At 39.3% G+C, this 20,870-nt stretch carries 13 protein-coding genes; 5 read left to right on the top strand and 8 right to left on the bottom strand.

All coding sequences use genetic code 11. The features are described from left to right. The first annotated feature begins 122 nt into the window (after positions 1-122). Positions 123-2,714: a bifunctional aconitate hydratase 2/2-methylisocitrate dehydratase gene (acnB, locus tag CXF79_RS21970; protein WP_101157906.1), complete on the top strand. Its 2,592-nt coding sequence runs from the start codon at positions 123-125 to the stop codon at positions 2,712-2,714. 414 nt (positions 2,715-3,128) lie between these two features. Next, entirely contained in the window at positions 3,129-4,154 is a 1,026-nt protein-coding gene (gene trhO, locus CXF79_RS21965; protein ID WP_101157904.1) for an oxygen-dependent tRNA uridine(34) hydroxylase TrhO, read from the top strand. A 103-nt stretch (positions 4,155-4,257) separates the two neighbouring features. On the opposite strand, the gene CXF79_RS21960 is transcribed toward trhO, so the two are convergent. Next, positions 4,258-5,151 (bottom strand): dienelactone hydrolase family protein, encoded by an 894-nt coding sequence (locus CXF79_RS21960; protein ID WP_101157902.1) that lies wholly within the window; start codon positions 5,149-5,151, stop codon positions 4,258-4,260. 330 nt (positions 5,152-5,481) lie between these two features. Here CXF79_RS21960 and CXF79_RS21955 point away from each other — a divergent pair, with 330 nt between their 5' ends. Further along, the gene (locus CXF79_RS21955) at positions 5,482-7,569 is read left to right on the top strand and encodes a S9 family peptidase (protein ID WP_101157900.1); all 2,088 of its coding nucleotides are present in this window, start codon (positions 5,482-5,484) and stop codon (positions 7,567-7,569) included. A gap of 89 nt (positions 7,570-7,658) precedes the next feature. On the opposite strand, the gene CXF79_RS21950 is transcribed toward CXF79_RS21955, so the two are convergent. Then, positions 7,659-8,516 carry a PA4780 family RIO1-like protein kinase gene (locus tag CXF79_RS21950; RefSeq protein WP_011045514.1) on the bottom strand — a complete coding sequence of 286 codons (858 nt, stop codon included), beginning with the start codon at positions 8,514-8,516 and terminating at the stop codon, positions 7,659-7,661. A 238-nt stretch (positions 8,517-8,754) separates the two neighbouring features. After that, positions 8,755-9,240 (bottom strand): potassium channel family protein, encoded by a 486-nt coding sequence (locus CXF79_RS21945; protein WP_101157898.1) that lies wholly within the window; start codon positions 9,238-9,240, stop codon positions 8,755-8,757. A gap of 358 nt (positions 9,241-9,598) precedes the next feature. On the opposite strand from CXF79_RS21945, the gene CXF79_RS21940 reads away from it, so the two are divergent. Continuing rightward, on the top strand, positions 9,599-10,021 hold the full coding sequence (locus CXF79_RS21940; protein ID WP_011045512.1) for an SRPBCC family protein: 423 nt from the start codon (positions 9,599-9,601) through the stop codon (positions 10,019-10,021). Between the two features lie 152 nt (positions 10,022-10,173). Here the strand turns inward: CXF79_RS21940 and CXF79_RS21935 are convergent, their stop codons facing one another. The 4 genes from CXF79_RS21935 to CXF79_RS21920 form a co-directional block, all read right to left on the bottom strand. Further along, on the bottom strand, positions 10,174-12,123 hold the full coding sequence (locus CXF79_RS21935) for a DNA topoisomerase III (protein WP_101157896.1): 1,950 nt from the start codon (positions 12,121-12,123) through the stop codon (positions 10,174-10,176). A gap of 199 nt (positions 12,124-12,322) precedes the next feature. Continuing rightward, positions 12,323-15,316, bottom strand: coding sequence for a TonB-dependent receptor (locus CXF79_RS21930; protein ID WP_101157894.1), 2,994 nt, complete (start codon positions 15,314-15,316; stop codon positions 12,323-12,325). 549 nt (positions 15,317-15,865) lie between these two features. Then, entirely contained in the window at positions 15,866-16,723 is an 858-nt protein-coding gene (locus CXF79_RS21925) for a DMT family transporter (protein WP_101157892.1), read from the bottom strand. 131 nt (positions 16,724-16,854) lie between these two features. Next, on the bottom strand, positions 16,855-18,750 hold the full coding sequence (locus CXF79_RS21920; RefSeq protein WP_101157890.1) for a beta-ketoacyl synthase: 1,896 nt from the start codon (positions 18,748-18,750) through the stop codon (positions 16,855-16,857). Between the two features lie 150 nt (positions 18,751-18,900). On the opposite strand from CXF79_RS21920, the gene CXF79_RS21915 reads away from it, so the two are divergent. After that, a complete protein-coding gene (locus tag CXF79_RS21915) occupies positions 18,901-19,935 on the top strand; it encodes a GlxA family transcriptional regulator (RefSeq protein ID WP_101157888.1) in 1,035 nt (344 codons plus the stop codon). Positions 19,936-19,991: 56 nt separating this feature from the next. Here the strand turns inward: CXF79_RS21915 and CXF79_RS21910 are convergent, their stop codons facing one another. Further along, positions 19,992-20,870 (bottom strand): GGDEF domain-containing protein, encoded by an 879-nt coding sequence (locus tag CXF79_RS21910; RefSeq protein WP_101157886.1) that lies wholly within the window; start codon positions 20,868-20,870, stop codon positions 19,992-19,994.

Below are 20,870 nucleotides of genomic sequence, written 5' to 3'. Positions count from 1 at the left end.
ATTAAGACGAATTTTCAATCCTGTTTTAATCTTAGATACTTAAAAACTTTGTCCTTAATTGGCTCTATATTAATCGAGTCATCCCTAAAGTGACTAGTGTCTCCAATAAGAAGGTGAATATCATGCTTCAAGAATATCGTAACCACGTAGCAGAACGTGCAACTGAAGGTCTTGTACCTAAAGCTTTAGACGCTGAACAAACAGCAGCATTAGTCGAATTAGTTAAAAACCCACCAACCGGTGAAGGAGATTTTTTAATTGATTTATTAACAAATCGTGTACCCGCAGGTGTTGATGATGCAGCTTACGTTAAAGCAAGTTTTTTAGCTGCAGTGACTAAAGGTGAAGCGATTTCATCTATCTTAACGCCTGAAAAAGCCACACAATTATTAGGCACCATGTTAGGTGGTTATAACATTCAACCGATGATTGACCTTTTAGACAATGAAGCACTATCTTCAGCGGCTTCACACGGTTTATCAAATACCTTATTAATGTTCGATGCCTTCCATGATGTACAAGAAAAAGCTGAAGCAGGTAATGCTGCAGCTAAATCAGTAATGCAATCATGGGCAGATGGTTCTTGGTTTACTTCTAGAAAAGAAGTGGCTAAAAAAATCACGGTTAAAGTATTTAAAGTTACTGGTGAAACGAACACCGATGATTTATCTCCTGCTCCTGATGCATGGTCTCGTCCTGATGTTCCATTACATGCTAAAGCAATGCTTAAGATTGGACGTGACGGTATTACCCCTGAAGAAGATGGAGTTGTTGGTCCTATCTCTCAAATTGAAGAATTACAAAAAGACGGTATCCCACTAGCATATGTTGGTGATGTTGTTGGTACGGGTTCTTCACGTAAATCTGCAGCTAACTCTGTTTTATGGTACATGGGTGATGATATTCCTTGTATTCCAAACAAACGTGGTGGCGGTGTCTGTTTAGGAGGCAAAATCGCTCCTATTTTCTATAACACTTTGGAAGATTCAGGCGCATTACCAATTGAATTAGACGTACAAAAAATGAATATGGGCGATATTATCGACATTTACCCATACGAAGGTGTTGTTAAAAACGCTGCTGGTGACGTTATTTCAGAATTTACACTTAGCCCAGTATTATTAGATGAAGTTCGTGCTGGTGGTCGTATTCCATTAATCATCGGTCGTGGCTTAACTGGTCGTGCTCGTGAAGCATTAGGTTTACCTGAAGCTGATTTATTCGCTAAACAAGTTGCTGTTACTGATACAGGTAAAGGCTTTACCCTTGCTCAGAAAATGGTGGGTAAAGCTTGTGGTATTGAAGGTGTTCGCGCTGGTCAATACTGTGAACCTAAAATGACAACTGTAGGCTCTCAAGATACAACAGGTCCTATGACACGTGATGAATTAAAAGATTTAGCATGTTTAGGCTTTTCTGCTGATTTAACTATGCAGTCATTCTGCCATACATCTGCATACCCTAAGCCTGTTGATGTTATTACCCATCACACCTTGCCTGATTTCATGATGAATCGTGGCGGTGTTTCACTTCGTGTGGGCGATGGTGTAATTCACTCTTGGTTAAACCGTATGTTGTTACCTGATACTGTAGGTACAGGTGGTGATTCTCATACACGTTTCCCATTAGGTATTTCATTCCCTGCGGGTTCTGGTTTAATTGCTTTTGCTGCTGCTACAGGCACAATGCCTTTAGATATGCCTGAGTCAGTTCTAGTTCGTTTTAAAGGTGAAATGCAGCCGGGTATTACATTACGCGACCTAGTACATGCTATTCCTTATACAGCAATTAAAAATGGTTTATTAACGGTTGAAAAAGCAGGTAAAGTAAACGAATTCTCTGGACGTGTATTAGAGATTGAAGGTCTTAAAGGTTTAACCGTTGAGCAAGCATTTGAATTATCTGACGCATCAGCTGAACGTTCAGCTGCAGGTTGTTCAATCAAACTTGAAGAAGACGCTGTTGCAGAGTACTTAACGTCTAACATTGTTATGCTTAAGTGGATGATTGCTGAAGGTTACGGTGACGTTCGCACTATTACTCGTCGTATTAAAGGCATGGAAGAATGGTTAGCTAATCCTTCATTAATGTCTGCTGACAGCGATGCTGAATATGCTCATGTTATTGAAATTGATTTAAATGAAATCAAAGAGCCTATCGTTTGTTGTCCTAACGATCCTGATGATGCACGATTATTATCAGACGTTGCTGGTGTTGAAGTTGATGAAGTATTTATCGGTTCATGTATGACTAACATTGGTCACTTCCGTGCAGCTGGTAAGCTTATCGAAAAATTTGGTGGCTCATTACCAACACGTATGTGGGTTACACCACCGACAAAAATGGATAGTGCACAACTTAAAGATGAGGGTTACTTCAACATTTATGGTAAAGCCGGCGCTCGTGTAGAAACTCCGGGTTGTTCACTGTGTATGGGTAACCAAGCACGTGTCGGTGATAATACGACGGTGTTGTCTACTTCAACACGTAACTTCCCTAACCGTTTAGGTACTGGCGCAAACGTTTACTTAACGTCAGCAGAACTTGCGGGTGTTGGTGCTATCTTAGGTAAACTCCCAAGTGTGGCTGAATACATGGAGTATGCCTCTCAAATTGATGCTACTGCTGCTGATACTTATCGTTACTTGAACTTTGATAAGATGGAAGAGTACACGTCAAAAGCAGATACTGTAATTTTACAAGTAGAAGCCTAATTTATTGCCAGCTCTTAGCTAACAAGCTCAATAACAGCGTTAGAAGTACTCACCTATAGTCATAGGCTCCGTGCTTCTTTCTTGTTCTTGAATTTGTTAGCGTTGAGAAAGCGAATAAATTTAGCTGATAAACGCCACCTTGCTGATGCAAGGTGGCGTTTTTTTTTGCGCTTAATGTTATTCCTATCTGTTCTTATCTTAATATAGTTGCGCTATATATCGTCTACTTTGTGCGCTATGTTTATTGTTAAATAATTCTGCTAGAATATGCCTCCCTAAAACGTGGCTTAGGTGATTTATTAGGTACATTATTTAATACTTTATTTGGGAAGTAATAAGTTACGTTTATTATTGATTTTAAAAATTTAATCTACAGCTCTGGATTTACGTTCCAGTTAGCTCAATGGAGAGACCATGAGTTCATCAGAAAAACAGTTATCGACGTCTGCGACAATACAAACAGCGTCAACTATCACTATTTGTGCATTATATAAGTTCGTGCGTTTAGACGCATTTGAAGCATTACGTGAGCCATTATCAAATAAAATGACCAGTGTTGACGTCAAAGGTACCCTATTATTGGCTGCTGAAGGTATCAACGGTACTATTGCAGGTCCGCAAACGGGTATTGATGCAGTACTTGCTCTTTTAGGTGAACAACCCGGTTTAGATAATATTTCTCATAAAGAATCTTATAGTGAAGAAAATCCATTTCATCGCACGAAAGTGAAATTGAAAAAAGAAATCGTCACTATGGGTATTGAAGGTATTGATCCTAACCAAGTGGTTGGCACTTACGTGAAACCAAAAGATTGGAATGCTTTAATTTCTGATCCAGAGGTGGTCTTAGTTGATACTCGTAACGATTATGAAATTGAGATTGGTACCTTTAAAAATGCTATTAATCCGAACACCGAAACGTTCCGTGAATTCCCTGATTATGTTGCAAAGAACCTAGATAAGAATAAACACAAGAAAGTTGCCATGTATTGTACTGGTGGTATTCGTTGTGAAAAATCTACGGCATACCTAAAAGAACAAGGTTTTGAAGAGGTTTATCACCTTGAAGGTGGCATCTTAAAGTACCTTGAAGAAGTGCCAAGTACTGAGACTATGTGGGAAGGTGAGTGTTTTGTTTTTGATGGTCGTGTTGCAGTTAATCATGAACTAGAGCAAGGTCAATACGATCAATGTTTTGCCTGTCGTTTTCCGTTAACTGACGTAGAAAAAGAAAGTGAGCATTATGTTAAAGGCGTAAGCTGTCACCGTTGTCATGATAAAGTGTCTGAACAACAACGTAGCCGTTATGCTGAACGTCAACGTCAAATCTCTTTAGCTGAAGAGCGTGGTGAAAGTCACATAGGTGGAGATATTCAAAATATTATTGAAGAACGCCGCCAAGAGAAAAATGATAAAAAAGCGAAACAAGCAAACAAGTAGCTAACTTAATTTATACTTGAATACGTACTGAAACAGCCCGAGTTATTAAACATAACATCGGGCTGTTTGTATTTATGACCCGGTTACCTCATTAACGGTAATACTATTCATTCTTATCATGTTCATTATATTTACTCTTTTGTAAATTAAATAACCCAGTGAAAAACTTTATTACCCGATATCGAGATTTATAAGCAACGAGTATGTTAGGTGCTAATGTTACTAGTCCACCTTGGCCTAAATGTGAAAAGGGGTCGTCAACGATCCATTTAGGCTCTAATCGATCCCATGCATGAAAAGCTCTTTTGTAAACTTTAACCTTCACAAATGATTGATCGTGTTCAGATAGATTATCTACTAATGCGGGGCAGGTTTCGGGTAAATCATAATCATCTTTGGCGCCGGTTTGAATGAGAACGGGTGCACCGGTAAAGTTATCAAACTCAAAACCAGGTGCAAAATTAAATAACCAGCAAAGAGGGTAGTGAGCTACATGCCCAGCAAAACGGTAGGGTAAACCAGTCATCGACATGTATTGCTCTGTTGCGGTTAGCATAGATAAAATGCCTCCCCAAGAAAAGCCAATAACACCAATGCGATCTTTATCTATGTTGGGATGCTGAGCTAAATAAGCGAGAGCGGCAAAAACATCTGGTAAGGTTTCTTGTGGAGACTCAGGTCTATTCTCGCTTCCTCCAGCTAAGTCACGTGCACCCCATAAATCAAGTTCTAAGGTCGCAATACCACTATGATTGAGTGCGCGGGCATAAAAAGCCCCGGTACTATCAACACCTGCAGAACTATGCCAAATAACAACGGCGGGAATTGCGGAATTTGAGTTTCTTGGCACGCGTAATTGTGCAGATACCTGCCAGCTTTGTGCGGGCGTTACGACAGGAATGGTAATATAGGATATTCTTGTTGGTAGTTTTGTAGCGTAAACAAAACCTTGGCAAAAGAGTAATAGTAAGATTACTAAAAACATTTTTTTAAGCATAATAAATCCATTAATATTGATTGTTGTATATGAACCATACTCATTTACTACAGATCGCAAACATCACTATCAAGAGATGGCCTACTTCCATGAAGCGCTTTAATCATAGCTGTATATTATTTAAACGTCTAACTGATGACCTCCAAATATTTGTTAACATTGCGCGAGTCTTTCAGTCTTCATTAACATCATCTTTATGCGCTAACGTAAAAAACTGTGTACGTCGTAGTCGAATTTTACTGTGCTAAAGTTAAAGCTATACAGGTAAGTAATTGTGTAACGTATGCGGATTGTATATTCTTGCTGAGTTGACAATTATTCGAGACTCTTATGAAAAAATTACTTAGCTTTGCAGCGCTTTCATTAATGACGGCGGTAACTTCGGTCAAAGCAGCAGACTCAGTGTCTGAAGTGTTCACTGTTGAAAAACTTAATGAATTAAACCAACTGCATGATGTCACTTTATCTCCTCAAGGTGATGTACTGGTTTATGGTTTGAAAAAAGGCAGTAGCTCTAAAGACAATCACTTATATAAACAAAATATTAAAACGGGCCAAATTACACAACTTACTGAGCATGAGAAAGCTGAAAGTAATGTTGTCTGGGCTGATGATGGAAAATCTTTGTATTTCCTCTCTTCGCGTAATGGTAGTAGCCAAATTTGGCAGCAGGATTTACAAGATCAGACAGCTAAGCAAATATCAGATTTTCCGGTAGAAGTTAACGGGTTTAAATTATCTAAAAATGGCCAAGTGTTCGCTTTGTCCTTTACCGTTAAGCCAGGCTGTGAAACGTTAACCTGCACCGTTGAAGCAAAGAAAGCGGATGAAGAGAAAAAATATAATATTCGTGCCTATGACCAATTAATGGTTCGCCATTGGGATGCATGGGCAACAGAGTATAAAGAACATTTATTTATTGCTCATGCCGATAAAAACGGTCAGCTTAAGCATGCGCAAGATATTATGCCAAATTGGGTAAGTGATTTTGCAGGTATTAGCCAAGTAAGTATTCACCCTGATGCAACATCTTTAGCCTTTTCAGCGAAAGACTCCTCAAGTAAAGCCGCAGCCAAAGATCATGCTTGGAGCACTAACTTTGATATTTTTGAAGTGTCTCTTGCAAAAGGGCAAACAGCTTTTAATCTAAAGAATATTACCGAAAAGAATAACGCCTGGGATTCAAGTCCTGTTTATTCACCCAACGGTAGATATCTTGCTTATAAAGCCATGAAAATAGCAGGCTATGAAGCAGATAAGTTTACCCTACAGTTACGTGATAACAGAACAGGAAAAATCCGCGCAGTTGCTGCTGATTGGGATCGTTCAATTGGTAGCTTAGCTTTCGCACCAGATAACAATTCTGTCTATGTTGTGGCGCAAGATGTTGGCCAAAAAAGTATTTTTTCTATTACTCCTGAGTTTGATGAAGTGCGTAGCATTTCTAATGTTGGTAGTAATGGTGATATCTCAAGCCACGGTAATAAAGTTTACTTTACTCGCCATACGTTAAATTCACCGCAAGATATTTTTTCCATTGATAACCATGGTGATGACTTAACGAAATTAACTCACATCAATAAAGATAAGCTGGGCGACGTAAAGTTTGCTGATTACCAACAATTTAACTTCAAAGGTTGGAATGATGAAACCGTGCACGGTTATTGGTTAAAGCCAGCTAACTTTGAAGCAGGTAAAAAATACCCTATCGCTTTTTTAGTACACGGTGGTCCTCAAGGTAGTTTTGGCAATATGTTCCATTATCGTTGGAATGCCCAATTATGGGCAGCGCAGGGTTATGGTGTCGTTATGGTCGACTTCCACGGTTCTACGGGTTATGGACAAGAATTTACCCATTCAATCAGTCGTGACTGGGGTGGTAAACCATTAGAAGATTTACAGAAAGGGTTAGATTTTATCGTCAAAGACCAGCCTTGGTTAGATGGTGATAATGCTTGTGCTTTAGGTGCTTCTTACGGTGGTTACATGATGAACTGGATAGCCGGAAATTGGCCTACTCGCTTTAAGTGTTTGATCAATCACGCAGGTTTATATGACATGCCAAGTTTTTATCAATCTACTGAAGAGTTATGGTTCCCAGAGTATGATATGGGCGGTCCTTCATGGGGCAAAGAAAATGGTAGTGCTAAAGGCAAAGTAAGCCCTGATTACACTAAATTCAATCCATCTGCTTATGTTAATAACTGGCAAACACCTATGTTAGTGATTCAAGGTGAATTAGATTACCGTGTCCCTTACGCACAAAGTTTAGGGGCATTTACCACCTTGCAGCGTAAAGGCATTGATAGTCGTTTAGTGATGTTTCCAGATGAAGATCACCATATTCGTAAACCTGACAACTTAGTGGTTTGGTATGACGAAGTTTTTAAATGGTTAGAGAAATATACTAAGAAGTAATAACAAAAAAGGCACATTAACTTAGGTTAATGTGCCTTTTTTATTTTAGTAATTATTTAAAATAGGGCTATAGGAAAAAGTGCCTTAAATTAATCTTGCTCAGCAGCTTCTTTGAGATAGGCAAGTCGGTCCTGCTCTTGCTCAAAAGCCGCTTGAATTTCAGCTAATATCGTCTCAACATCGGCGCTTTGAGTGTCTTCTGCAAATAGGCCTGTCAATTTAGTAGTATCGCTTAATTCACCTGCTTCATACAGTGCCCACATCTCTTCGCCAAATCTGGTTAATGCTAAGTTCGGGGCGAATTGGGCGTAATATGTAGTGATATTGTTGACATCACGCAGTAACATTGCTTTGGCATTATTATTGGCTGAGGCATCAACTGCTTGAGGCAAGTCGATAACAACGGGGCCATAAGCATCTACCAAGACATTAAATTCAGATAGATCACCATGTACTATACCTGCACATAACATGCGCATGATATAAATCATCATTAAAGCGTGATCTTCTATCGCTTGTTCTGCTGGCATAACAACATCATTAAGTCGTGGTGCAACATCACCTTGCTCGTCAGTGATCAGTTCCATCAATAATACGCCGTCAAAACAGCCATAAGGCTGTGGGACACGTACATCGTGTTCTGCAAGGGTATATAAAGCATCAACCTCAGCATTTTGCCAAGCGGTTTCTTGTTGGCTTTTACCGTACTTAGAGCCTTTCTCCATTGCTCTAGCACGTCGACTACTGCGGCCTTTTCGACCTTCAGTGTATTGTGATGCTTTTTTAAAGCTACGTTTAGTGGCTTCTTTATAGACTTTCGCGCAGCGAATTTCATCGCCGCAACGAACTCGGTAAACAGTGGCCTCTTTACCGCTCATTAATTGGTTGAGCACTTCATCAATTAAGCCTTCTTCTACGAGAGGCAATAGTCGCTTTGGAATTTTCATTGCGCTGTTATACATCAGATGCGCTAAGGAAGATAGTAAAACATCATTTGTTACCTTGATACGGGCATTAGGCTGCGGTTTTACCTGACGATGACATGACTAAATATTGCTTAAGAAAGGCTCTTATAACAGCGCTATTTGAGGTTGTTAATCTTGAACAAGTACACTTAAACGTTTGGCTAAAGTATTATCTTCAAAGGGAAACTTGATATTGAGCTAGTTATTCAAGCTCGATCTATTATTTCGTCTCTCTATTAAACGCTTCTAGCTTATCTTCTAATGCGGTTAATTTTTGATAAATCTTATCATTTTGTAACAAGATTTCTTCATTTTGCTGTCTAAGTTCTCGATTTTTTATATTGGTATCAGCAAAGCCAAAAATCTTATTGGCAAAAACAGCGCCTACACCACCTAATATGCCGACACCTAAAATGAACATAGTAAAAACAGCAATACGACCCTCTAACGTAATTGGATAGACATCACCAAAGCCGATGGTGGTTGATGACATCAGCATCAGCCAAAAAGCATCAGCATAATTCTTTACGGGTGATCCCTCTACGGCGGTTTCTGCTACAAAGGTGACATAACCTAAGCTGATATTAATAAAGGCAAATAGGACGAAGGAAAGTATTGCTAATATGCCATAGTTGTAATTTTTCACGCCAAATTCATCGACTTTATATAAGTTACTTTTTTCCATGGCGTTTTGCAGAATAATCATCTTGCTCTCTTTGCTTTTTACTCAGAATATTTTCGATGATATTACAATCTGAGACGATAGAAAAGTGTTTGCTTGGGGATAATGAGGACCATAGATTATCTATCCAAGCCACTTGAAGAGTTTAATTTCCTCAGACATCCCCCGAAAGGCAATTTCTTCTGCGTTATTCCTTTAAACAATGGAACGCTATCAATGCCTTGTCTAAAGGCGTTTCTATTGCCAGCTGAAACCTCATCTTTATCTGGATTGAGTATAGACACGTTGAGTTGTGTATTATCAGTTTCCTGTTATTTGGCAATTTTACTGTGATGGCATAAACTTAACTGTATATTTTATGTTCTACAATCAGGTGCTACTCATGGGTAGATGTTACAACAATATAGTCATTGACGCGTCAATCGAAGCAGTTTGGCAACAAATAGGCAACTTTCATGATATGTCGTGGGCGAAAGGGGTGATCACCTCTTTAGTTAAAGTAGGCCCTGCTAGTGGTACTGAAGTAGGCGCTAAGCGCATTTTAAATGATGCTATTCACGAAACCTTAGTATCACTAGATTCCAGTAATTATACTTTTACTTATTCTATTGATGATGGGCCAGATGCTATTGCTAAGTCAGCGGTAGATAACTATTTAGGTATGGTTAATTTGTCTGAAAGTAGCACGGGTGTGTTGGTTGAATGGAGCTCTAGTTTCACTTCAGATAATGAAAAGGCGGTTACTGAGTTTTGTGATCCAATTTATATGGCATTACTTGGCGCATTAAAAAATAGTTTACGTTAAGTCCAACTTACTTCAGCGTTAAATTCACTTGTAACAGCCAAGCTATTAACGCCTAAATTCGCCTTAGAAAAAGACTAATCAACTTCTACCTCTTAAAGATATTTGAGATTAATTACCTTTGTATAGTTTACCTTCAGACAAGTAGCTTGGCGCTAACTTGCTTTTTTTACCGCTTTCTTCTGAAATGTTCGTTTGCCGCGTTTAGGCTTAAAAGCAACCTTAGGTAAACCAGAAAAAGATTGCTGACTGGCACCTTGTACCATCTCATTGACTATAACTGTTAAAGGTTGCATAAAGCTTAGATAGTTGGCATTTTTCTCACTGATTGCCGTGAGTGTTGCTTCCCATTGTGCTGTCATATCTGGCAAAGTAGCCATGGTGGGCAGGGCGGTGATTAACGCAACACCAACCTCCGTTGCGGTGATCGCTTTGCCTTGACGTTGTAAAAACCCGCGTTTAAAAAGTAAATCTATAATGCCGGCGCGAGTAGCGTCTGTACCCAGACCATCGGTTTCTTTCAGTACTTTTTTAATGGCCGCATCATTGACGTAACGGGAAATACCGGTCATGGCACCGAGCAGCGTTGCATCAGTAAAAGATTGCGGCGGTGACGTGTGTTTTTCTATTAATTCGCCTTGTTGGCAATGTAATAGTTGCCCTTTTGTTAAAGGGGGCAATGTTTGCTCTTGTTCTTGCCCATGTTCTAACTTACTTTGGTTTTTCGTTTTATTACTTTTTGGGAATAAGACTTGCCAGCCCAGTTGTTTTTCTGTTTTTGCTTGGCTCATAAAATTCCCGCCAGCAATTAATAATTCCACTTTGGTTTGCTGATAAATATAGGCAGGATAAAACTGTACTAAATATTGACGTACAATCAGTAAATAGACATTTTTTTCAAAGGTATTTAAATTGATGTTCTCAGGTGATTTCTCGGTAGGGATAATTGCATGATGGGCGGTTATTTTTTTATCGTTCCATGCTTTACTCACTAAAGAAGTATTTGCCCCTTGAGCGGGTTTATTACAAGGTAATGATGAGTTGGCGAGTGTATTAACAATGCCACTTGCTTGCTTTAGTTGCTCTTTAGGCAAATACCGACAATCTGAACGTGGGTAAGTAATCAGTTTATGTCTTTCATATAAAGCCTGACAAACATCAAGCACAAGCTTGGCATTCATAGAAAACTGCTTAGCAGCACTAATTTGTAATTGCGATAAATTAAAGGGCAATGGGGCGGCTTGTTGTTTTTCGTTACTGTCAATATTACTGATTGTTGCGGGTTGGTTAGCAATGCGTTTAACGACATTCTCTGCTAATGCTTTTACCAAAACTCGACCTTCTTCATCGCAATATGGTTGACAGTTTTCACTTGGTTGCCATTTTGCTGTAAAAGCGATGGCGTCCTTTGAACTTAGTGCAATATGAGCCTGAACTTGGAAGAAAGGTTTACTGACAAATTCTGATATTTCTTGCTCACGCCTAACCACTAAACCTAACAAAGGTGTTTGCACACGACCTACGGACAATACCGAGTTGTAACCGGTTTTTTGCCCTTGCAATGTATATGCACGGGTAAGGTTAATACCATAAAGCCAATCAGCGCGTGAACGTGCTAAAGCAGAAATAGATAACGGCATAAAATCACTATTAGGTTTTAGTGACGTAAGGGCTCGCTTAACGGCAGGTAAGTTTAAATCGCTGATCAGCAGACGTTTAATGTTAGCTTTTTTTGTTTTGGATAATTTAAAGTAATCAATCACTTCATCAACGAGTAATTGACCTTCTCTGTCGGGATCGCCTGCGTGAATAATTTCATCGGCTTGTTTCACCAATTTTCTTAAGACAGTGAGTTGTGAGCGAGTTCGAGCAATGGGTTTTAATTGCCATTGCTGCGGCACTATAGGCAAACTTTCCATGCGCCATTTTTTTAATTCGGCATCATAGTCTTCAGGATCTGCTTGCGCCAAAATGTGTCCGATACACCAACTGACCACATCACCGTTAGCGAGCTCAATATGTGTTTTATGGTTTTTTTGTGGCTTAGGTAATGCGGCAGCAATAGCGCGACCTAAACTCGGTTTTTCGGCAATATAGAGTTTCAAGCCATATCCAAGTGTTAGTGATTAACAACAAAGGCTTAAGTATAATGCGTTTACTGGTTTTATGTACAGCTTTATCGGTTAGCTTTGACTAGGCAAGGAGAGTACACATGATACTTAAAGTTTCGCCATAAAAAACCGCTCTTTAAGAGCGGCTTGAATCTTAGTTGCAGCTAAATATTAGCTGCTTAAACAGTAACTATTAAAACTCGTAACGGGCAACAAAGGAGACATAACGTTCTGTTTGACGGTCAGTAATACTTCCGTAATCAGCATTTTTAACTAAGTTTCCGTCATCATTTAGGGAGGTTCTTGTTTCATTAATATTGGTCGCTGAATCGCTATCAAATACGTTATAAACGGTCGCTTTGAATGATAAATCACCATCCATTACTTCGGTAATATAAGTTAATGATAAGTCGACATTAGTAACCCAATCAAGATTACCTTTTGAACCACGTTTAGCTGGTTGTTCGTTTTCATCGTAAAAGCTCTCATGACCAGAATTGCCATAACATGCTTCCCATACATTACCCGCAGCACAACTATCTACGCCAGTTGGGTGACGACCAAGATAACTTTGTGGACGACCAGAACTAATACTCGAAACGAAACCAAAAATTATGTTTTCAGTGATGTCGTAACTACCGTTAAATTTGAATACATGGGTGTGATCATTTGGTAACAGACCATAGCCGTGGTCCATAACATCTCCGTAATCGTACGAAGTTGTCCAACCTGGATCTGCTTGGTTATTATCCGTTTTAACTAGACCTTCGGTATTACCCCAGTTTTTAGAGTAAGTGTAAGAAGAGTTAATGCGGAAGCTATCCGTGATCGAACCATCAAGGGTGAATTCCATAGCAGCATAATGACGTTCCATCTTAGGTAACATCATTTCCTCAGCAGATAAAGTTACTGCTTCAAGGCCATTATCAGGATTACCATCAAAATCTTGTTCAATGGTTAAGCTTTCGCCTGGGTTGTGTAAGAACCATGTACCACCGACATCATTATAACCAAGTTGAGCCAATTTCTTATTCAACGGTGATTGGATATCACTATCTTCTACACCACGGCCAAGTTCACGCCAAATAACGCGTGTACCAAAAGTCATGGTATCAAAGACTTCTTGCTGAAAGCCTAGGGTGACTTCATCTGAGTACATTGGCTCTAATGTGGTAGAAGCAATACCACCAGCGGCTAAGTTGGTGCTGTCTTGACGAATATCTGTCTCACGATATGCGGAGCCATGGCTAGGAGAACCGTCAGTCAGTAAAGCTGGGTAACCATTGCTGTCTAGTTGGTCTGTGCGGTAATAATCACGTACGTCAGTTGCTGAACTACCTTGAGTAATGTTCATGTTTGCTGATACTGGCTGAAAGAAACGGCCATAAGTAGCATAAACTTTTGAACTACCATCACCAGATAAGTCATAAATGGCTTGTAATCGTGGTGCTATTTGATTATCAAAATCAACATAAGCTTCACCACTGTTCATGGTATTTTCAGATTGGGTATAACGCACACCCATGTTTAAGACCAAATTGTCTGTCGCTTGCCATGAGTCGTTTACATAAAAGGCTAATTGACTAACATCAGAATCGGTAAATCTATTACGGACACGTTTTTCGATATAGGTATCGCCTGCTGGCGCACCAGAAACACTGCCATCGCCGGCAGTATATACTGTCCACCAAGCAGCAGCGTCACCTTCACCATTAGGAAACTCTAAATAATCAACAGCGACATTGGTATAATCAACACCAAAACTAATCGCATGTTCTTCAAGATCTAAGCTGAAATCTATACGCGCTTGATCACGAGTGTATTCTTCGTTTTTCAAAGTGCTGTCTGTGTCGTTACTTAATTTAACCCAGCCGTCAGTTGCATCCCAGACACTGGGTGCTGTTGAACTCGGAATAGTATTCACTTCTTCAACTACGCGACCAACTACCGCGTTTACACTGAAGTTATCCGTTAAGTAACCGTTATAGTTAATGCTATATAATTGACCGCCATCTTCACCGGGTGAGTTAACCCCCAATTTTTCACCAACAGTATTGGCTTGTGAGTCATAGGCGTAATTTTTCTTTGTCCATGTGCGTTTATTATTCATCGCCATAAAGCCAAAAGAGTGATTTTCGTTAACAAACCAATCTGCTTTGGCAAACCAGCGGTCTGATTCACGCACACGGTCTGTTGTTACGGTTTGTGTTGAGTAAGTTTCATCTTCTTTACGTGGCTCATATAAGCCATAGAAGAATAGTGAATCTTCGATAATTGCACCACTTACCCAAAGTCTTGCTTCGGTAAATTGGTAGCTATCTTGTCCTGTAGCTCCATCACTAGAAACATTGCCGTTGGCAAGATAAACAGTGTCTTGGCTTGCGCGCATTGAAGAGGGGTCAATACGAATTTGTCCGCCAAATTTAAATTCATTATCACCAGACTTTGATACGGCATTAACAATACCGCCTAAAGCACCACCAAACTCAGGGCTTACTCCACCTGTTTTCACTTGTGTCTGTGAAATAGCTTCCCATGGTAGGGATAGCGCGCCTAAACCTGTTTTAATATTAGTGATATTCAGACCGTTCAAGTAATAGGCGTTTTCCGCAGAAGATGAACCACCAAAACTAGATGCCCCTTTAAAATTTGAGCCACCTGCAGAAGAGGTACCTGGTGCTAACAAAGCGATATTTTCAAAGCCATTATCTACTGGCATTCTATCAAGCTCTTCTTGATTGAAGGTAACACCTGAGGTTGAAGACGCTAAATCTACGCGACGAATACTACTGCCAAGAATATCAATGCGTTCAATCTCTTGCGCTGTCGCAGAGCTTGACAGTAATTGACTATCAATAATAACAGGTTGACCAATTCTCAAGCTGATATTTGGCTCTTCTGCTCCGTTGAAGCCATCTTTTGTGATGGTAATATTATAGTCACCAACTGGAACATTACGCAGTGAGTAATTACCCTTGTCGTTGGTTTGAACTGTAAATACCAGCCCTTTGGTTTTATGTTTTAGGGTGATGGTGGCATTGCTAATAACAACGCCTTCATTACTAATTATATGACCTTTAACCGTACCTGTGTCGATAGCCAATGCGCTAGGAGCAGAAAGCATTAGTGCGGTACCTACGGCAATAGCAGCGAGAGATCTACGTGCCTTTAAGTTTGATGTAATCATTTGGTTTTACCTATTTTATTGTTGTTTTATATTATTATTGTTTTGTTGTGTCCTTTAAGCTGACTTAGCTTCCCTTGTACTTTCACCAGTCAGCAGCGGGGTTTCTTAAGCAAATAACCCTGAAAGACGGACACACTTATATACGTTATATTGTATATTATCTACAATTATTTGATGTGTGAACATTATAAATTGAATAAAAAACAAACAAAAAAACAAGTTTTTGCAACGAGAGTTCAGTAAAAATAGCTGTTGTAGGCGAGGTGAAAGCTCACGGTATAAAATAAATACAGCTTAAGAATATAATGCTATTAGCTTATAATTATTTTGAATATAATGCCGTTTTCAATTGGTTATCAAAATAAAATACAGTTTGGACCGGGTACTGAAGGTTGTTTATTGAAGGTTCTCTGTTGGAGATAGCTGGGTATGGCAAGGTAAGAAATGAAAGTTGTTAAGATTTTCCTTACTTTGATTAAATTTTTTGAGTCATTCTAGTTATTCAGTACCATGGCGCTGTGAAGGTGGTATGTACTGTTAAAGAGGATATTAATGCCTACGCTTGAAAGTCAGTACTAGAATGGTGCCAATTAATATGGTAATTGAAGCGAATATGACACGTAATGTAATGACTTCATTTAGTAGTAGAGCCCCAGCTAAAGTGACTAATAGCGGAACACTTAATTGCACAATCGCGGCTTGAGTGGCTTTAAGCTCAGGCAAAACACTATACCAAATAATATACCCGATACCAGAAGTGACAATACCGGATAGCAATGCATAAATAACACCAGTGTTTGCTAAGTCGATAGTGTTGTTTGTAAACAGGTAAACTATGAGCCATAACAGTGTTGCCATAGGGGCAGCTTTTATGAAGTTACCGGCAGTGCTAGCTGCAGGACTACTTGCTCCTCTGCCTTGTAGCGTGTAAATACTCCAAGCGATCCCTGAGATACACATCAAAAATGCTCCCATAAAGGAAGGTGCACTTATACCCGGTAGCATCAAAATGACTAGCCCAACAATTGCTAAAACAAAGCCGACTAGCTGTATTACGTTCAGTCGTTCTCCTTCACGGTAACCTGCAACGGTCATGGTAATTTGTACTGATCCAAAGAGTAATAGGGCACCTGTGCCAGCTGCAATCAATCCGTAACCATAGGTAAAACTGACGGCATAAATAAACAAAGCAAAAGCAGCAAACCATGTCCCCCCTTGTGCTATTTTTTTATCTTTTTTGATCGCTAAAAATAACCACAAGAAGAGTGCTCCTGAGACAACTCGAAGCATAATGAAGCTAGCTTCATCAATAGCCGTTTTTTCTAAAGCAAAACGAGTGATGAGCGAATTAGCAGCAAAGGCTGATAGTGATAGTAAAGTGATTAAAATGATGCGAAGCCGAGTCATATTTTGCCTTATCTTTGTTTAGGAAAACTATAATAGGAGGAGAAGTGACTCGATTTTGTACTTTAGGAAGAGCAGGAACATATCAGGTGTTAGCTTGCCATTTTAGTAAGCTAACACCTTACTAGATAAGGTTAAACCATATCATCAAAAGGGTTTTTGCTAGGTAGTGCGATGCTATTTTTGAATTCAGTGAAGCGTAAACGATCGTTAGTTAATTCAATATTGGCTTCATCGATCAGACCTTCACCAAATTTGTAAATTAAATCAAACTGACCATCATTAGCGTTATCACGATACACTTGCTGGGCTTGTTCTACTTCAATTAACTTCTGTTGGTAAGTTGCCATTGCCTCTGCACCATAACGTTTCTCCATCATTGATAAACTTACTTTTGGAGAAAAAACAGTCGCGGTTGCATTATTACCACCAAAGCCTTTTGAATTGATAAAAGCGATATCCATATCAGGGCAGTGCCAATGATCAGTAGCAATATTAAGGTGTTCGTTATGAACGTCTTCAGCAACTTCATCAATAGTGGTAATACCGGGCATAATATTATCGCTAAAAATGCCTAATGCCATCGCCATTTGATCGCCACTAGCAGGACCTAAGGTGTGACCAATATACGCTTTAGGTGCTGCAACAGGCCAATTTTCAATGTTAAAACACTCTGCAACTTTATGATAAATTAATGACTCAGTAACGCGATTTTGTGGAGTACTTGAACCGTGCGCCAAAATAAAGCTACGTTCTTGTAATGCTTCTTTACCTAAAACTTGCTCTGCTAAAGCAACGGATTTGGCCATGGTAATATAGTTACCAGGTCCTGGTGCGGTAATTGATTTTTTGTAACCGTCAGCGTTAATGAAAACGTCGGCAACAGAGCCGAGTACTTTTGCGCCCATCTCTAAGGCAAGCGCATCATCCATCAAGACAACAAACTGTGCGCCTTCACCCATAGTAAAACCACAGTTCTGACCAAATGGACGGCTAGTTCGACGATGATCAGCAGTATCAGTACCATCAAGTTTTTTTAGCCCTTCTTCGTTGGCTAATGCACTCATGTTGCCAAAGCCTTCAATCATCTCTGGCGTAATAGGCGCTTCACTACTACCAACAATAGCGATACGTGTTCGGCCAGCGGCCATGTCATGTGTTGCGGCGCGTAGGTTATACAAAAATGTTGCACAAGCACCTGAGCTAGTAAAAGTAGTACCAACATTGCCAGTAACATAAGCATTGATAAAATCGGTAGACATAGTATTAAGTCCCAGCGCTAATTGCTTAGAGCTGACACGAGAACCGGTTAAACGGCTTTTAACTAAGCCACCAAAGCCTTCATCATGCATTTGTCCTGCTATTGAAGCTGAGTAGGTACCAACTTCATCGGGACTAATTTTATCTAGAATAGCATCCCATTCTAATCCGGTAGAGCGAATAGCATCTGTCGCCGCAAAGATTGTTACTTGCAAACCGCGCGGATGGTTTCGACTTTTGTAAAGCTCAGTAGGATCGAATCCAGTAGGAAATTGCCCTGCGGCTTTAATCGGATTATCACGGTACGAATCGTGAGTAATTGTTAGTTGCTCAGGAATTTCGACAGAAACTCTACCTGCACCTAAGTCAGTAACCAACCATGAACTTGGTACCGGTTGAGGTAATTCTTTAGCACGTAGTTCAAACGCTATAGGTTTATCTGTAGGCGTGACATTCATTTTTTGATGCCAGTGAGTCGCATCAGGATCAAAATGATTTTTTTCAATTTTACGAATTAGGGTACCAGCAAGAATTTTTTGCCCAAACTTGCTTTCGATCTCTTCAGCTAAAACAAGGTTACCGTCACCATCAACTAAAGCACCATCTTTTTTTGTGACAATTTTCATTAAGCTTGCTAATCCGACAAATGTTTCTTGGCGTGCTTGAGCAGTTAATTTATCGATTACTATACGTCGGAAGCCTTGATGAAATGAGGTACGGCCTGAAGCATTAATACCGCCCATGCCAATAATTAAAGGTAAACGTGTCATGTAATAATCCACTTAAAGAATTTGAATAAATGCAAAATAGTCGTATTGCGTTTGATAGTGTCTATTCTAATGACTCCTCAAAATAATAATAAGCCAAAATGGCCTTGTAGTATGCAATAATGGCCAAAAATAATGAAGAGGAAAGGAATGATGCCTAATAAGCGGATAAAAATAGATTATCTAACAAATAAGTTAACGGTAAATTTAGCTATTTATCCGCATGTATTAGCCACGGGAGTTACTTTACCCATAGAGATGTTACTCGCTGGTGAGGCTTTTGCTAGGCGTTATGATAAATCAGTATTAAAACTAGACACGCAATTTTTAAGTGAATCGTCAGTTAAAATAAAGTCACGTGCAGGCATTACCATGGTTGCCGATATCACCCTTGATAGTGAATTATTAGTTAAATCAACCCCACCTGATATTATTATTGTGCCCAGTTTGTGGCGTAATCCTCGCCCCGTACTTAAAAGTCATGAAAAATTAATTGCTTGGTTAAAGCATTGCTGGCAGCAAGGAAGTACTTTAATTGGTGTTGGCACTGGGGTGTGCTTTTTGGCAGAGTCAGGTTTATTAGATAATCACTCAGCAACCACGCATTGGCATTATGTTGAGCAATTTAAGCGAGACTATCCACAAGTTGATTTAAAGCCCGATTTCTTTATTACGCAATCTGAACGTATTTATTGTGCAGCTAGCTTAAATGCATTGGCAGATATTATTGTTCACCTAATCGCTCAGCATTACGGTAAAGAAGCGGCACAAAATGTAGAACGAAATTTCTCCCATGAGATACGCAAGCCTTATGAGGAACAACGTTATTTGGAGGGATCGGGTGATAGGCATGCGGATGAATTGATTGCTGAAATTCAATTTTGGCTACGGACAAATTTAAATACTGAATTAACCCTGACAGAAATTGCTAAGCAATTTGGTATGAGTCAACGCTCATTTACCCGCCGGTTCAAAGCGGCAACGGGCGTTCGTGCGACACAATACTGGCAGCAGTTAAGAATAGAAACAGCAAAAGAACTATTGGCATCAAGTAATTTAACTATTCAAGAAATAGCAGATCAGGTGGGTTATCAAGATCAAGGACATTTAACTCGATTATTTAAGAAAGACTTACATTTAACGCCGAAAGCTTATCGCGCTATGGTAAGGAAAAAACTGTTCAGTTAAAGTGAGCATATCAAACAGTAAGGTCTGCCCATGAATTTGAACTATAAATTGAAATTTTATGTTACTGAATGATAAGTCACTTTATTTTTTCCATGGGACTTCGCTTCATAAAGTAAATTATCAACTCGCTTAGCTATAGAGTTGGGACCATCACCAGTAGTTACTTCACAAATACCTAAACTGATGGTGATATTAATATCGGTAAGAATAGTATTAAAAGCCACAATTTTTCTTAATTTTTCGGCTAACTGAATCGCATCAACTTTAGTTTTTGACTCTGATAAAATGACAAATTCTTCACCGACAATTCTAAATAGGTGGTCAGTTTCTCGAATATTTTTCTCGATAAGCGCACCAAAACTCCGTAATACCGTATCGCCAACATCATGACCAAAGTTGTCATTAATATTTTTAAAATCATCAATATCTATGCTGATAATTGAGAAAGGGGTTTGGTAACGCTCAAAAACAGCGAGTAAAGATTTAATTTTAAGGTTATATGCTTTTCTGTTTTTTATCTGTGTAAGTTCATCCAATAATGTTTGTTGCTTTAATTGTTGGTTGGCTTTCTCTAACGAAGTGATATCACGACTAATGCCTAAAATTCCGGTGTTAATACCATCATAAACAAAAGGAATTTTTTTGGTTAACAGATAAACTTTGTTGTTATTAGGATAGACAACCCATTCTTCATTGGATCTGACACTACCTTCAGCTAGCATGAGTTTGTCGTGCTTTCTGAATAGGCAAGCCAAGTCATGATCAAATATTTCAAAATCATCCTTGCCTATAAGGTCCTCAGCTTTTTTGCCGACAAAGTTGAGGAAAGCAGTATTACAGCCAATATATCTGAAGTGTTTATCTTTATAAAAAATTAAATCATCAATGAGATCAATGACGGAGTTAAGTAGTAGGTTATTGTCTAAATACTTCAT

Source organism: Colwellia sp. Bg11-28, from assembly GCF_002836245.1.
In the GTDB taxonomy this organism is placed as follows: domain Bacteria; phylum Pseudomonadota; class Gammaproteobacteria; order Enterobacterales; family Alteromonadaceae; genus Colwellia; species Colwellia psychrerythraea_A.
This window is presented reverse-complemented; position numbering and strand designations above follow the sequence as displayed.

Bases quoted from the DNA above. Each gene is read 5' to 3' on its own strand.
- acnB (WP_101157906.1), top strand. From the start codon at position 123: ATGCTTCAAGAATATCGTAACCACGTAGCAGAACGTGCAACTGAAGGT.
- trhO (WP_101157904.1), top strand. From the start codon at position 3,129: ATGAGTTCATCAGAAAAACAGTTATCGACGTCTGCGACAATACAAACA.
- CXF79_RS21960 (WP_101157902.1), bottom strand. From the start codon at position 5,151: ATGCTTAAAAAAATGTTTTTAGTAATCTTACTATTACTCTTTTGCCAA.
- CXF79_RS21955 (WP_101157900.1), top strand. From the start codon at position 5,482: ATGAAAAAATTACTTAGCTTTGCAGCGCTTTCATTAATGACGGCGGTA.
- CXF79_RS21950 (WP_011045514.1), bottom strand. From the start codon at position 8,516: ATGAAAATTCCAAAGCGACTATTGCCTCTCGTAGAAGAAGGCTTAATT.
- CXF79_RS21945 (WP_101157898.1), bottom strand. From the start codon at position 9,240: ATGATTATTCTGCAAAACGCCATGGAAAAAAGTAACTTATATAAAGTC.
- CXF79_RS21940 (WP_011045512.1), top strand. From the start codon at position 9,599: ATGGGTAGATGTTACAACAATATAGTCATTGACGCGTCAATCGAAGCA.
- CXF79_RS21930 (WP_101157894.1), bottom strand. From the start codon at position 15,316: ATGATTACATCAAACTTAAAGGCACGTAGATCTCTCGCTGCTATTGCC.
- CXF79_RS21925 (WP_101157892.1), bottom strand. From the start codon at position 16,723: ATGACTCGGCTTCGCATCATTTTAATCACTTTACTATCACTATCAGCC.
- CXF79_RS21920 (WP_101157890.1), bottom strand. From the start codon at position 18,750: ATGACACGTTTACCTTTAATTATTGGCATGGGCGGTATTAATGCTTCA.
- CXF79_RS21915 (WP_101157888.1), top strand. From the start codon at position 18,901: ATGCCTAATAAGCGGATAAAAATAGATTATCTAACAAATAAGTTAACG.
- CXF79_RS21910 (WP_101157886.1), bottom strand. From the start codon at position 20,870: ATGAAGTATTTAGACAATAACCTACTACTTAACTCCGTCATTGATCTC.